The organism is Streptomyces sp. NBC_01381, from assembly GCF_026340305.1.
Classification (GTDB): Bacteria; Actinomycetota; Actinomycetes; order Streptomycetales; family Streptomycetaceae; genus Streptomyces.
The window spans coordinates 1,321,026-1,334,802 of the sequence record NZ_JAPEPI010000001.1 but is presented as its reverse complement, the minus strand read 5'-3'; the positions used below and the strand labels follow the sequence as shown (position 1 = coordinate 1,334,802).

Annotated in this window: 14 protein-coding genes; 5 read left to right on the top strand and 9 right to left on the bottom strand. The window is 70.2% G+C overall.

The genetic code is table 11. From position 1 onward, the window contains the following. Position 1 precedes the first annotated feature (1 nt). Complete coding sequence (locus OG453_RS06475; RefSeq protein WP_266865375.1) at positions 2 to 949, bottom strand: SDR family oxidoreductase; 948 nt, start codon at positions 947 to 949, stop codon at positions 2 to 4. Between the two features lie 84 nt (positions 950 to 1,033). Here OG453_RS06475 and OG453_RS06470 point away from each other — a divergent pair, with 84 nt between their 5' ends. Beyond that, a complete protein-coding gene (locus OG453_RS06470; RefSeq protein WP_266865373.1) occupies positions 1,034 to 1,960 on the top strand; it encodes a cyclase family protein in 927 nt (308 codons plus the stop codon). A gap of 451 nt (positions 1,961 to 2,411) precedes the next feature. On the opposite strand, the gene OG453_RS06465 is transcribed toward OG453_RS06470, so the two are convergent. The 4 genes from OG453_RS06465 to OG453_RS06450 form a co-directional block, all read right to left on the bottom strand. Beyond that, the gene (locus OG453_RS06465) at positions 2,412 to 2,903 is read right to left on the bottom strand and encodes an ATP-binding protein (protein ID WP_266865371.1); all 492 of its coding nucleotides are present in this window, start codon (positions 2,901 to 2,903) and stop codon (positions 2,412 to 2,414) included. A gap of 488 nt (positions 2,904 to 3,391) precedes the next feature. Further along, positions 3,392 to 4,321 carry an acyl-CoA dehydrogenase family protein gene (locus OG453_RS06460; protein WP_266865369.1) on the bottom strand — a complete coding sequence of 310 codons (930 nt, stop codon included), beginning with the start codon at positions 4,319 to 4,321 and terminating at the stop codon, positions 3,392 to 3,394. Positions 4,322 to 4,329: 8 nt separating this feature from the next. Further along, positions 4,330 to 5,493: an acyl-CoA dehydrogenase family protein gene (locus OG453_RS06455; RefSeq protein WP_266865367.1), complete on the bottom strand. Its 1,164-nt coding sequence runs from the start codon at positions 5,491 to 5,493 to the stop codon at positions 4,330 to 4,332. An 11-nt stretch (positions 5,494 to 5,504) separates the two neighbouring features. Then, complete coding sequence (locus OG453_RS06450; RefSeq protein ID WP_266865365.1) at positions 5,505 to 6,698, bottom strand: amidohydrolase family protein; 1,194 nt, start codon at positions 6,696 to 6,698, stop codon at positions 5,505 to 5,507. Between the two features lie 189 nt (positions 6,699 to 6,887). On the opposite strand from OG453_RS06450, the gene OG453_RS06445 reads away from it, so the two are divergent. Continuing rightward, on the top strand, positions 6,888 to 8,483 hold the full coding sequence (locus OG453_RS06445; RefSeq protein ID WP_266865363.1) for an AMP-binding protein: 1,596 nt from the start codon (positions 6,888 to 6,890) through the stop codon (positions 8,481 to 8,483). Position 8,484: 1 nt separating this feature from the next. Here the strand turns inward: OG453_RS06445 and OG453_RS06440 are convergent, their stop codons facing one another. Continuing rightward, positions 8,485 to 8,997 carry an EF-hand domain-containing protein gene (locus OG453_RS06440; protein WP_266865361.1) on the bottom strand — a complete coding sequence of 171 codons (513 nt, stop codon included), beginning with the start codon at positions 8,995 to 8,997 and terminating at the stop codon, positions 8,485 to 8,487. Positions 8,998 to 9,264: 267 nt separating this feature from the next. Between OG453_RS06440 and OG453_RS06435 the strand changes: the two genes are divergently transcribed. Then, positions 9,265 to 9,603 (top strand): hypothetical protein, encoded by a 339-nt coding sequence (locus tag OG453_RS06435; protein ID WP_266865359.1) that lies wholly within the window; start codon positions 9,265 to 9,267, stop codon positions 9,601 to 9,603. A 93-nt stretch (positions 9,604 to 9,696) separates the two neighbouring features. Here the strand turns inward: OG453_RS06435 and OG453_RS06430 are convergent, their stop codons facing one another. Further along, positions 9,697 to 10,071, bottom strand: coding sequence for an STAS domain-containing protein (locus tag OG453_RS06430; RefSeq protein WP_266865357.1), 375 nt, complete (start codon positions 10,069 to 10,071; stop codon positions 9,697 to 9,699). Positions 10,072 to 10,342: 271 nt separating this feature from the next. Here OG453_RS06430 and OG453_RS06425 point away from each other — a divergent pair, with 271 nt between their 5' ends. Together OG453_RS06425 and OG453_RS06420 are read left to right on the top strand one after the other, a co-directional pair. Further along, on the top strand, positions 10,343 to 10,945 hold the full coding sequence (locus tag OG453_RS06425) for a sigma-70 family RNA polymerase sigma factor (protein ID WP_266865355.1): 603 nt from the start codon (positions 10,343 to 10,345) through the stop codon (positions 10,943 to 10,945). Then, positions 10,942 to 12,285 carry a zf-HC2 domain-containing protein gene (locus OG453_RS06420; RefSeq protein ID WP_266865354.1) on the top strand — a complete coding sequence of 448 codons (1,344 nt, stop codon included), beginning with the start codon at positions 10,942 to 10,944 and terminating at the stop codon, positions 12,283 to 12,285. The genes OG453_RS06425 and OG453_RS06420 overlap by 4 nt, the downstream gene beginning before the upstream one ends. 18 nt (positions 12,286 to 12,303) lie before the next feature. Here OG453_RS06420 and purU read toward each other — a convergent pair whose 3' ends face one another. Both purU and OG453_RS06410 read right to left on the bottom strand, forming a co-directional pair. Beyond that, complete coding sequence (gene purU, locus OG453_RS06415) at positions 12,304 to 13,176, bottom strand: formyltetrahydrofolate deformylase (protein WP_266865352.1); 873 nt, start codon at positions 13,174 to 13,176, stop codon at positions 12,304 to 12,306. Between the two features lie 94 nt (positions 13,177 to 13,270). Next, on the bottom strand, positions 13,271 to 13,771 hold the full coding sequence (locus tag OG453_RS06410; RefSeq protein ID WP_266865350.1) for a hypothetical protein: 501 nt from the start codon (positions 13,769 to 13,771) through the stop codon (positions 13,271 to 13,273). Between the last annotated feature and the right edge of the window lie 6 nt (positions 13,772 to 13,777).

The window sequence follows — 13,777 nt, the reverse complement described above, 5'->3', positions numbered from 1 at the left end:
CCTACGCGCCCGGCCGCGCACCGGGCGCCGCGCCCGGCCCCGCGTTGGGCCGGTCCTTGGCCGCCGCCGCCTTCGCCATGGCCTCAAGCTGCGCCAGCATCGGCATCGGGTCGACGCCCACCGTCCCCGGCAGGAAGTCGGCGATCTTCTCCGGCGTCCAGCCGCCCTCCACATACCCGGCCCGCAGCTCGCGCGGCTGCGCCCACACCGCGATCTTCGGCCCCGCGACCGTATAGACCTGCCCGGTGATCTTCTCCTCCCGCGCCCGGTCGCTCAGCAGATAGGTGACGAGCGCGGCCACGTCCTCCGGCTCCCCGATCTCCTTCAGCTCCATCGGTACGTTCGCCGACATCCGCGTACGGGCAACAGGGGCAACGGCGTTGGCGGTCACCCCGTACTTGTTCAGACCCAGCGCCGCACTGCGCACCAGCGAGATGATCCCGCCCTTGGCCGCGCTGTAGTTGGCCTGCGCGACGGACCCCTGATGGTTGCCGCTGGTGAACCCGATCAGCGTGCCCGTGCCCTGCTTCCGCATGACCGCCGACGCGGCCCTGAAGACGGTGAAGGTGCCCTTCAGATGGGTGGCGACCACCGGGTCCCACTCCTCCTCGGACATGTTGAAGAGCATCCGCTCGCGCAGGATCCCGGCCACGCACACGACACCGTCGATGCGCCCGTACCGCGCGAGCGCGACGTCGACGATCCGCTGCCCGCCCGCCATCGTGGAGATGTCGTCGGCGACGGCGACCGCCTCGCCGCCCGCGGCCTGGATCTCCTTGACCACGGCATCGGCTATCTCGCTGGTCGGTTCGCCGCCCTCCATCGAGACGCCGTAGTCGTTGACGACGACCCTCGCTCCCTCGGCCGCCGCGGCGAGCGCGACGGCCCTGCCGATGCCGCGCCCGGCGCCGGTGACGGCCACCACCTTGCCTGCCAAGAAGTTCCCCACGTCCGGCCCCTTCCCGCGGTTTCTGACGGACCGTTAGATTCTATGACCCGTCAGATACCGAAAGACAAGCCCCGGGGAGGACTCATGTCGCTGCCGCCCGAGTTCCACGACATAGCCAAGCGCGTGAACAACTGGGGCCGTTGGGGCTCCGACGACGAGATCGGCACCCTCAACCTGATCACCGACGAGGTCGTACGCGAGGCCGCCGCCACCGTCCGCAGCGGCCACCGCGTCCCGCTCGCGCTGCCCCTCAAGGAGGACGGCGTCCAGTCGGGTCTGATCCAAGGCCGGGTCAACCCCCTCCACTCCATGACACAGATCAACCAGGAGCTTTTCGGCCCCGGCACGGTCGCCACCAGCGACGACGTCGTCACGATGAGCCTGCAGACCGCCACCCACTGGGACGCGCTCACCCACGTGTCGCACTCGGGAAAGATCTACAACGGCCGCCCCGCCGACTCCATCACCCCGCACACCGGCGCCCAGTTCAGCGGCATCGACAAGGTGCCGCACCTCGTCTCGCGCGGCGTACTGCTCGACGTCGCCCGCGCCAAGGGCGTGGACCGGCTGCCGGGCGATCACGCGGTCACGCCCGAAGACCTGGCCGAGGCCGAGGAGTTCGGGGGCGTCACGGTCCGCGCCGGCGACATCGTCCTCGTACGCACGGGGCAGGTCCAGGTCTACCTGGCGGGCGACAAGCACGCGTACGGCTATCCGTCGCCGGGCCTCTCGGTCCGCACCCCGGAGTGGTTCCACGCGCGCGATGTCGCGGCGGTCGCCAACGACACCCTCACCTTCGAGATCTTCCCGCCCGAGATCGAGAACCTGTGGCTGCCGGTGCACGCGCTCGACCTCGTCGAGATGGGGATGCCGCAGGGCCAGAACTGGAATCTGGAAAAGTTGTCCACAGCCTGTGCAGAAGTTTCCCGCTACAGCTTCCTGCTCTCCGCGATGCCCGAGCCGTTCATCGGCGGCACGGGGTCACCGGTGGCGCCGGTCGCGGTGCTGTGAGGTCCGCGGGGGCGGCCGTGCCGTGAACCCCGTAATGAGCCTTCGGATGGCGGCGCCCCGGCTCCCGCCCCGAGCGCGTTGCCGCACGCGCCGCCATCCGGCTCCGGCGACCAAGCCCTGTCACTTTCGGCCCCGAAGGGACTGACGCCGAATGGCGACCCACGTCTCGCCAAGGTCCGGGCCACACACACCACCGTCCCTCGGCGTCCCCTCGCGGCGAATCGCTGCACATAAGCGTGATCAATCGGACACGGTACGTCAACACCCGTCCGGTGATTAATGAATTATGCCGCTTTTGTGCCGACCGCGCACGGCCGCGCATCGTGGCACGCGACGGCGCATACCGGAGCCCGGAACGGGGCCAGGGGCGCCCGCCGAAAGCTCAGACGGCTCGCACGCAAAGCTCAGACGGCCTCGCACGCAAGGCTCGGACGGCCTCACACGCAACGGCTCAGACAGCCTCGTACGCCACGTCGTCATAGGTCGTGCCGTCGAACGCCACCGCGCCGACTCCCTGCTCGCACCGGTCCACCTCGCACCAGATGCTCTTGCCGGCGCCTTCGGGCTGCCAGCCCCAGCGGTCCGCGAGTCCGTCGACGAGTTCGAGGCCCCGGCCGTTGGTCTCCTCGCCGTCCGCGTGGCGCGGCCGCGGCGGGCGGGCACTGGCGTCGGCGACCTCGACCCTGACGGTGCCCACGACCTGCCCCGCGGCCTCTTCGGCGACGTCCGGGGTGTCGGGGAGCACCATGCGCAGCACGGCCGGACAGCCGGTGTGCACAACGGCGTTGGTGACGAGCTCCGAAATCAGCAGGATCAGCGTCTCGGCCAGTGGCTCATCGACTCCTATGCCGGAACCGGCGAGCCGCGAACGCGCCCACCTGCGGGCCCGCCCCACCTCGGCGGGGTCGGGCCTGACCTCCAGCTGAACTTGAAGCACCTGCACCGCTCACACCATCCGAACCGGCGGACACATCGCCTCGCGACTCCACAGGGTCACGGAACGTGATCCCCTTGAGAGACAGCATGGTTGACGTTCAGTCACCCCAACAAGCGCTTCGGGCATATTCCAGCGCGAAGGAGTACGCGCGCGGCATACTGTGCGACGCGTGCTGCCGGGGGTCGAACAGGCGGGCGCGAGGCGCCTTCCTGCGCTGCGAGCGGCGCGCAACGCCGGGCCCGGAGCCGCCTCAGGGGCAGCACCGGCATGGCTCGGCCTCAGAACCATTCGCATCCCACACAAGGTACCGGAGCGGAAGCCCGACTCCGTGCCGCGACGAGTCACGCCTAGGACACAACCCGATATCGACGCTCTGTAGCTTCCCCCCGCTTCATAGGCTTCACAAGTCGATCACTCGCCGCACGGCGGCACCACAGTTCACAGTGCACACGCGGCGTCACACCGAACGCACAGCGTCACATCGGGCCCGCCCTTCACAGCGCCGCGGCCAGTTCCTCCTCCGCCTGGGCCGCCGACCGGCCAAGGCCCGCCCGCACCCAGGCCCGCTTGAGATGCAGATGCACGTCCGCCTCCCAGGTGAACCCCATCCCGCCGTGCACCTGCAGACAGTCCCGCGCGTTGTGCACCGCCGCCTCGTCGGCGAGCAGCTTGGCCCCGGCGATCTCCAGTACGTCACCGGTGACGGCCGCGGCGTACACGGCACCGCGCGCGACCTCGACACGGACAAGCATCTGCGCACACAGGTGCTTCACGGCCTGGAACCCCCCGATGGCCCGCCCAAATTGGGTACGTTCCCGGGCATACCGGACAGCCATCTCCAGAGTCTTCCCGCCGGACCCGAGCTGCTCGGCGGCGACGAGCAGATCCGCCAGATCCCCATCGACCGCCTCCGCCGCCGCCCCCACCCCCGCCCTTGCTTTGGGCAGGCGTCCCGCAGGGCGGGACGGGTGGGCAAAGCCCCCACTGCCGGGCAACCGATGAAGCGGCGTAAGGGGATCCAGCGACCGAAAAGGAACAGCACCTTCCACGCCGCCGCCCAGGACAACATCCGCTTCGTCCAGCCAAGGGACCAGTGAACCAAGGGAGCAAGTGACCACCACCTCCCCCGACGCAGCCCCCTGCAAGGACCCCGCGGCGAGGAACGTCCCCACCAGCGGCCCCGTCAGCAACGCCCGCCCCGCCTCCTCAAAGACCAATACCGCCTCAGGAAGCCCCAGTCCGACCCCGCCATCCGCCTCCGGCACCATCAGCGAGAAGAACCCGGCGTCCCCCAGCTCCTTCCACAAACCCCGGTCCAGAGAAGAGCCCTCGTCCAAGGCGGCCCGCACATCGAACCGCCCCTCGAGAAGATCCCGCACCCCGCCCCGCAACGCCCGCTGATCCTCAGTGAGTTGGAAATCCATACGCTCCCTCACCGCCCCTTGGGGAGGCCGAGTATCCGCTCGGCCACGATGTTCTGCTGGATCTGCGAGGTCCCGGCGGCGATCGTGTACGAGAGGGACGAGAGCCGGTCCAGGGTCCACTCGTGGTCCAGGTCCAAGGAGCCCGCGCCAAGGACCTCCCCCGCCGCCTCGTACAGCTCCTGCCGCGCATGCGAGTACCGCAGCTTGAAGACGGACCCGCCGACCCCCGGCACACCCCCGGAGCGCTGCGACTCGCTCACGTTCCACTGGGTGAGCCGCCACAGCGCCCCGAACTCCGCGCTCAGCCTGCCCAGCCTGCGCCGCAGCACCGCGTCGTCCCAGCGCCCGTTCTTGCGGGCCTCGCGGGCAAGCTCGCCCAGGACGCGGCGGCAGGCGACGACCTCCCCCACGAAGGCCGTCCCCCGCTCGTAGGAGAGCGTCACCATCGTCACGCGCCAGCCGTCGTTCTCCGCGCCGACCCGGTTGGCGACCGGCACCCGCACCTCGTCGAGGAACATCTCGGCGAACTCCGTGGAGCCGGCGAGCGTGCGCAGCGGGCGGACCGTGATCCCGGGGGCGTCCATCGGCATCGCGAGCCAGGAGATGCCCCGGTGCTTCGGCACGGCCTCGCTCACCGGTGTCGTACGCACGAGGAGCTCGCACCAGTCGGCGACCTCCGCGTGCGAGGTCCAGATCTTGGACCCGCTCACCACGTAGTGGTCGCCGTCCCGCCACGCGCGCGTGCGCAGTGACGCGAGGTCCGATCCGGCGTCCGGCTCGCTGAAGCCCTGGCACCACACCTCGTCGCCGCGCAGGACGGGTGGCAGCCAGCGTGCCCGCTGTTCGGGCGTGCCCTCGGAGGCGATGGTCGGGCCCGCGTGCAGCAGGCCCACGAAATTCGCGCCTACGTAGGGCGCGCCCGCCTTCTCCGTCTCCTCCAGGAAGATCAGATGCTGCGTGGGGGTCGCCCCCTGGCCGCCCGCGTCGGCCGGCCAGTGCAGGCCCGCGTACCCGGCGTCGTACAGCCTGCGCTGCCACCCCATGTCGTACGCGCGCCGCCCCGGCCAGTCCAGCGGGTCGGGGCGCGGCGGCAGTTCGGGGAGCGTCCGGGCGAGCCATGCGCGCAGCCGCGCCCGGAAGTCCTCTTCTTCCTCCGTGTACGTGAGATCCACGCCGGCCCCGCCTACTTGTCCAGGTCCAGGCCCAGCATGCGGATCGCGTTGCCCCGCATCAGCTTGTAGATCGTCTCGTCGTCGAGGCCCTTGACGTGGTCGAGGGCGACTTCCTTGGTGTTGGGGAAGGTCGAGTCGACGTGCGGATAGTCGGTCTCGAAGGTCGCGTTGTCGCGGCCGACCACGTCCAGCGACGCGACGCCGTGCTTGTCGCGGAAGAAGCAGCAGAACATCTGGCGGTAGTAGTACGTCGACGGCGGCTCGGGGATCAGGTCGCGGACGCCGCCCCAGGCGCGGTGCTCCTCCCATACGTCGTCGGCGCGTTCGAGGGCGTACGGGATCCAGCCCATCTGACCCTCGCTGTAGGCCAGTTTGAGCTGCGGGAACTTCACGAGCACGCCGCTGAAGAGGAAGTCCATCATCGAGGCCATCGCGTTGTTGAAGGACAGCGCGGCCTGCACGGCGGGCGGGGCGTCCGGAGACGCGGCGGGCATCTGGGAGCTGGACCCGATGTGCATGTTGACGACCGTGCCGGTCTCCTGGCAGATCGCGAAGAACGGGTCCCAGTAGCCGGAGTGGATGGAGGGCAGGCCCAGATAGGTCGGGATCTCGGAGAAGGTGACCGCCCGCACCCCCCGCGCCGCGTTCCGCTTGATCTCGGCGACGGCGAGGTCGATGTCCCAGAGGGGGATGATGCAGAGCGGGATGAGGCGGCCGCCGCTGTCGCCGCACCACTCCTCGACCATCCAGTCGTTGTACGCGCGCACGCAGGCCAGGGCTACCTCCTTGTCGTGCGCCTCGGCGAAGGTCTGGCCGCAGAACCGCGGGAAGGTGGGGAAGCAGAGGGACGCCTCGACATGGTTGAGGTCCATGTCCTTGAGGCGTTCGACGGGGTCCCAGCAGCCGCGTCGCATCTCCGCGCGGGTGATGCCTTCCAGGGTCATCTCGTCGCGGTCGAAGCCGACCGCCGCGATGTTCCGCTTGTACGGGAACTTGAGGTCTTCGTAGATCCACCAGTCGGTGGGCGGCCCGTCCGGGTCCATCGTGATCTGGTACTTGCCCGCCACGTAGGCGAGTTCGCCGATGCCCGCGGTGAGGGGCTTGGGGCCGCGGTCGCGGTATTTGGCGGGCAGCCAGGTCTCGAAGAGATGCGCGGGTTCGATCACATGGTCGTCGACGCTGACGATCCGGGGAAGCTCGGTCATGGTGTCCTGCCTTTCAAGGCGCCTCCGGTCATCCCTCCGGCCACTCCGGGCGATCTGATGACCCGTCAGATAGCAGGCTAGCCCCGCACCCCTGGACCGACAAGGCGGTGAGCCTTACGCTCTCCGCACGATCTGACTGTCCGTCAGTTGGGCGCAGCTTCGGTTCCGGCCACGAGGGGATCGCATCGCATGAGTACCTCGAGCAGCTCGAGCACTGCAGAGAACGAGACCGCCCACGCGCTCGGCGCATCCCGCACCCTCTGGGAGCTCATCGAACGCCGCGCCGCGCTCACCCCCGACGCCCCGGTCCTCGTCCAGGCCGCCGCCGATCCCGCGGACGATCGCACGCTCACCTTCGGCCAACTGCGCGGCCGCTGCGAGCGCGTGGCCGCAGGCCTGTACGAGATGGGCGTACGCCCCGGCACCGTGGTCGCCTGGCAGCTGCCGACCCGCATCGAGACCGCCCTGCTGTCCTTCGCGCTGGCCCGCATCGGCGCCGTGCAGTCGCCGGTCATCCCCTTCTACCGCGACCGCGAGGTCGGCTTCGCGCTGCGCGAGTCGAAGGCCGAGTTCTTCGCCGTGCCCGGGGTGTGGCGCGGCTTCGACCACACGGAGATGGCGGGGCGGCTCGGCGCGCGGGGCGTCTTCGAGGCGTACGCGTACGACGACCTGCCCGACGGAGACCCGTCCGTTCTGCCGCCCCCGCCCGCCGACGGCACATCGGTGCGCTGGATCTACTGGACCTCGGGCACCACGTCCGACCCCAAGGGCGTGCTGCACACCGACCGTTCACTGATCGCGGGCGGGTCCTGCCTGGCCCACGCCCTGCATCTGAAGGTGTCGGACATCGGCTCGATGGCGTTCCCCTTCGCGCACATCGCCGGGCCCGACTACACCGTGATGCTCCTGCTGTACGGCTTCCCGGCGGTCATGTTCGAGCAGTTCGCGCTGCCGGACGCGCTCGACGGCTACCGGCGGCACGGCGTGACCGTGGCGGGCGGGTCGACCGCGTTCTACTCGATGTTCCTCGCCGAGCAGCGGGGGCTCCCGGCGGGCGAGAAGGTCATCCCCACCCTGCGCCTCCTCGCGGGCGGCGGGGCGCCGAAGCCGCCGGAGATCTATCACGCGGTCGTACGCGAGATGGGGTGCCAGCTCACCCATGGCTACGGCATGACCGAAGTACCGATGATCACGATGGGCGCCCCGGACGACACTCCGGAGAACCTCGCCACGACGGAGGGACTCCCCCCGGAGGGGATGGAGATCCGGGTCACAGACGCCGAGGGCAAGGAGGTGCCCGCCGGGGTCGACGGCGAGGTGCGGCTGCGCGGGGAGGCCGTCTGCCAGGGCTACTTGGACCCCCGGCAGAGCGCGGAGGTCTTCGACGCGGACGGCTTCCTGATCACCGGGGACCTGGGGCACGTGAAGCCGACGGGACATCTGGTCCTGACCGGCCGGGCCAAGGACATCATCATCCGCAAGGGCGAGAACATCTCGGCGAAGGAGATCGAGGATCTCCTTCACCGGCATCCGGCCGTGAACGACGCGGCCGTCATCGGCCTCCCGGACGCCGAGCGGGGCGAGCGGGTGTGCGCGGTGATCGAGCAGCGGACGGGCGCACATGACGCCCTGTCGCTGGACTCCGTGGTGACGTATCTGCGCGGGGAGGGCCTGTCCACGTACAAGCTGCCGGAACAGCTGGAGACCGTGGAGGCCCTGCCCCGCAACGAGACCCTGCGGAAGGTGCTCAAGTACAAGCTGCGCGAGCGGTTCGCGGAGGGGTGAGTTACTCGGGCACCGTGAAATACGCCGCGAACGCCGCGACGATCTCCGCCTCCGAGACCTTGCCGTCCGCGTCCGCGTCGAGCGCGGTGCCCGCCACCTCGGCGATGTCCGCCTGGACGCCGAGCGCCTTCAGCGCGCGGCCGACCTCCTGCGGGGTGACCGCGCCGTCGGCGTCGGCGTCCGCCACGGCGATCATTGCGTCGAGGAACGGCCGTGCGATCTCGGCGAACCGGGCGGGGTTGTCGCGCAGGCGCTTCACCGCGCCGCCCACGAACTCGTGCTTGGTGATCCGCTGGTCACCGTCACGGTCGGCGATGCCGGCCATGCCCTGCCAGAAGGCCTCGGCCCCGATGTAGAGGGCCTGGCCCTTCTCGGAACGCGCTGTCGCGCCGAACTCGGTGAGCAGGGCGACAGCCGCCGTGCTGAAGTCCTCACGGGAGATGTAGCCGTTGCCGTCCTGATCGAACGTGGCGAAACGGGCCGCGATCTTACGCTCGTACTCGGCACTGTCCATGGTGTTCGGGCCGCCTCACTTCTGCGGTTGGGTGCGTGTGCACAGGGGGTTCCCTGGGTGTCTCTGGCAGCGAGCGTACGTGTTCGGCAACCGCCCGGCGTCAGGAAGCCGAAGGTTACGCGCAAACGCGTCCCACCGCTGTGGGCGGTGTGTTGGGGAATTGTTGGGCCGCCCTGTGAGCATGATCCTCAACTCCCGCTGGGCCCTGAGCGTTTGACGAGCCGACTGCCGCTCCGCTCCCGGACCCGGCACCGACCAAGGAGAAGCATGCGTACGAAACTTATTGTCGGGGCCCTGACCGCCGGAATGGCGATGACGCTCGCGAGCGCCCCCTCGGCGGGCGCGGCCGACACCCGTCTGGGGTGCGCCAAGCACAAGATCACCATCAGTGGCAGCGACCAGATCCTCCGGGTGTACAACCGCTGTAGCGGCAACATCAAGGTCAACGTCCACCAGGCCGGCAGCGACTCCGGCTACTACAAGATCGCCCGCGACAAGAGCCACAAGTTCACCGGCGGCAAGTGGCACGGCGTCTGCGGCCTGAAGATCTACTACGGCGGCACGCGCTACTACAACAAGATCGACGGCGACCTCGGCGACTGCTGAATGCTCCGCAGGTAGAGCGGTGATCGTCTGCGGGTCCGTCTTGGCTGGTCGCGCAGTTCCCCGCGCCCCTTCGGGCGCTGCCGACCGGCCGCATCACGCCGAGAGCGGCGCCGCCCCGTCGTCCACCGCCGCTGTCACGTCCGGGAAGACCTCGAAGAGGCGGCGTACGCCCAGGGCCGCGAGGACCCGGTTCACGTGTGAGCCGTCCTCCGCGCCGTGCGCGGGCAGTATCAGGCGTAGCCGGCCCTGACAGGAGCGGAAGAGGCGGCGCGTCGCGATCAGTACGCCGACGCCGCTGGAGTCGCAGAAGAGGACCTCGGAGAGATCGAGGACCAGGCTCCGGCGGCCGTCGGCGACGGCGTCGTGCACGCGCTGGCGCAGCACGGGCGACGTCACCAGGTCCATCTCGCCGGACACCCGCAGCACGGCCCAGCCGCCCTGCTCGTCCACGGCCACCTTCAGCGTCACACGCACGCCTCTCGCTGCTCGTCGCTCGCGCGAAGATCCGGAAGCTGTCCCTACGCTTCCTACGTCGCGGCTGCCCCACCTCTCCTCCATGAAACACCAGGGACGCCGGTCCCTATCATCCGAGGCCGGGTGGGCGCGTACTTTGCCGTAAAGGGAAGCCCGTTGTCGGTGACGGCGACTACATTCGATGGAAGGTTTCGACGGGCACGAATCCGGCGAGCCGAGGGCAGAGGACGGCAAGGGCAGAGCACGGCAGCGCAGAGGGGGCCGCATGGCGAAGGACGCGCCGCGTCGCTGGGACCGCCGCATGCAGCAGCGGCTGGCGCACGGCGAGGCCGCCGCGCTCGGGGAGCTGTACGACCGCTTCGCCTCGCTCGTGCACGGCCTGGCCCACCGCGTGCTCGGCGACGAGCAGGCCGCCGACCGGATCACCCGCGAGGTCTTCGCCCACATCTGGGAGAACCCGGACGCGTACGACCCCAAGCAGGGCCCCCTGCGCTCCTGGGTCGCCAAGCTCACCCACGAGCGGGCCGTCCGGCGGCTTCGCCAGACCGAGTCCGCCGCCCTCGCCCGCGGCGGCGAGGGCACCACGGAGGACTTGGAGCGCAAGGTGCGCCGAGCCTCCGCTGCCGCCCGCGCCGACTACATCGTCACGGCCATGCCGGCCCCGCTGCGCGCCGCCCTGGAGCTCGCGTACTTCCAGCGGCGGGACTACCGCCAGACGGCCGCCGACCTCGGCGTCACGGAGGACGAGGCGCGCCGCCGCCTCCGCCTGGGCCTGCAGCTGCTCTCCACCGCCAACGACGCGGGCGCCCAGGCCGCCGACAAGGACCCCGCGCCAGAGGCGCCTCCCGGTTACCGGAGAGCGCTGTGAACGGGCCCGGACGGCAGGAACCGTACGAGGAGCCCGAGCTCCCCGGCGGCGGCGCCGGAAGCGGCACGGGCTCCGGAAGCGGCCTGGGCGAGGGCGGCCGCCCGCCGCACCCCGGAAAGCCGCCGCGCATACCGCTGCCCCGCACCTCCATAGAGGACACCGGGCTCCCCTTGCCCGAGCCTCCGCTGGCCCTCGACCACCGCGTCCTGAAGTCCCTCCTCGGCGCATGGGCGCTCGCCGCCTGCTCCCCCGAGGAAGCGATCGCCGTCGAGGAGCACCTGGGCGACTGCGGCCCCTGCGCGGAGGAGGCCCTGCGGCTGCGCGACGCGGTCGGCCTGCTGCACCAGGAGGAGAGCCTCGACCTCGACCCCGGCCTGCGGGGCCGCGTCATCGAGAGCTGCCTCGGCCGCCGCCCGCCGCGCATCCCGGTGCCGGAGTGGGCCATCCCGTACGACGCGGAGACGGCCAGGCTCGACGCGCTCCTGCGGGACATCGGGGACTCGGAGTGGCACGCCCCGGTGCGCCTGCGGTGGTTCGACGGGGACGGCCCGGTCAGCCGCAAGACGACGGTCGCCGGGGTGATCGCGCACCTGTTGGCCGTGGACGGCCTGGTCGCCGCCGCCCTCGGCCTCGACGACCCGCTGAACGCGGGCGCTCCGGTACCGGCAACCCCCACCCAGCGCACGGAGGCGTACTGGCGCGCCTCGTACTTCCCGCCCACGCGCGCGGTGCACGGCCCCTGGCGCGACCAGAGCCACGAACTGATCCGCACGGTGTCCTTCACCGCGGGGTCCTCCCAGAGCCCCGGCTCACGGGACGGCTCGGGCGGCCTCGCCGTGGCGTACGGCGCGCCGGACGCCACGGGCCGCCGCCCCGAGCTGCCGCTGCGCGACTCGATGGTGGACCGCGCCTTCGAGTGCTGGATCCACGCGGGCGACATCGCGGACGCGGTGGACTACCCCTACGAACCGCCGTCCCCGCGCCATCTGCACCGCATGATCGACCTCGCCGCCCGGATGCTCCCCGGCACCCTCGCCGACCGCCGCCGCTCCGGCCTCGCACCGCCGCCGCGCGGACTGGTGGCCGCGGGCGCGCCCGGCCGGAGCCTGCGCCTGGAGGTCGAGGGCATGGGCGGCGGCGAGTGGTTCATCCCGCTGGACTCCCCCGCCGCCGATGCCTCCGCCGACCACGAGGTGGCCCACGTCGCCCTGGACGGCGTCGAGTTCTGCCGTCTGGCCGCGGGCCATGTCTCACCGGAGGAAGCGGCCGCGGGGCAGAACGGCGACCGCCAGGCGATCAGGGACGTACTGTTCGCGGCGGCTTCGCTGAGCCGGATGTAAGCAGGGAAAGAGCTGCCGTCAGGCGAAGACGACCGTCCGGCGCCCGTTGAGCAGAATCCTGCGCTCCGCATGCCACTTCACGGCCCGCGCGAGCGCCTGGCACTCCACGTCACGGCCGATCGCCACGAGCTGGTCGGGCGTCACGTCGTGCCCGACGCGCTCGACCTCCTGCTCGATGATCGGGCCCTCGTCGAGATCCGCCGTCACATAGTGCGCGGTGGCACCGATCAGCTTCACACCGCGCGCGTGCGCCTGGTGGTACGGCTTCGCGCCCTTGAAGCTCGGCAGGAACGAGTGGTGAATGTTGATGATCCGGCCGCTGAGCTGCTTGCAGAGGTCGTCCGAGAGCACCTGCATATAGCGGGCGAGGACGACGAGCTCGATGTTCTCCGACCGCACGAGCTCCAGGAGCTGCGCCTCGGCCTGCGGCTTGTTGTCCCTCGTCACCGGGATGTGGTGGAAGGGGATGCCGTACGAGGCGACCAGCTCGGCGAAGTCCGTGTGGTTCGAGACGACCGCCGCGATATCGACGGGCAGCGCGCCGATCCGGGAGCGGAACAGCAGGTCGTTCAGGCAGTGTCCGAACTTGGAGACCAGCAGCACGACCCGCATCTTCTCGTCGGCGCGGTTCAGCTGCCAGTCCATCTGGAAGGAGTCACCGATCGCGGCGAAGCTGGCCCGCAGCTTCTCCACGGTCACCGGCGCCTCGGCCGAGAAGTGGACGCGCATGAAGAAGAGCCCGGTGTCGTGATCGCCGAACTGCTGGCTGTCCTCGATGTTGCACCCGGTCATGAAGAGATAACTCGACACGGCGTGCACGATGCCCTGCTTGTCGGGGCAGGAGATGTTGAGGACGTACTGCTCAGCGGTGGCGGGGGCCTTCTGATTCATGCGCCCAAGGTTCCCACACGCCGACCCGGCTGTGGGCCCCGAAGGGGCGCGGGGAACTGCGCGACCAGCCACGACGCACCCGCAGACGCAAAGCTCAGGCGGACCGAGTCAAAATCCGCAGCACCTCAAGCGTCCGGGGCACTTCATCGGGGCTCTCCCCGTCACTCACAGCAAGAGAGACATGCGCATCACGCGCCGCCCGCACCGCCTCAGGCCACCCCGGATGATCGAGATAGGCGGACACCAAAGCATCCGGCCCCACCTCGTGCATGATCCGCAGCACCCGAAGGACCGCCGCATCGACCAGCGCCGCCTCCTCCGCATCCCGGAAGATCGTCCCCACGTACTTCTCGGCGGACCAGTTGTCCAGCCACGTGTCCTCGACCAGCCGGTACACGGCATCGGTCACGTCCCCGTACTCCTCGCGGCCCGCGAGCCAGCACTCACGCTGGAACTCCGGGTCGGAGAGCATGTGCAGCGCCGAGCGCACGTTGCTGCGCCAGCGCCACCACGGCATGTCGTTCGTTGGCATGCCGCCCATGGTGCTTGAGCGACTGCCGCGACGGGAAGACTTCTCCGAACCTTGCACGGTCATCGATCG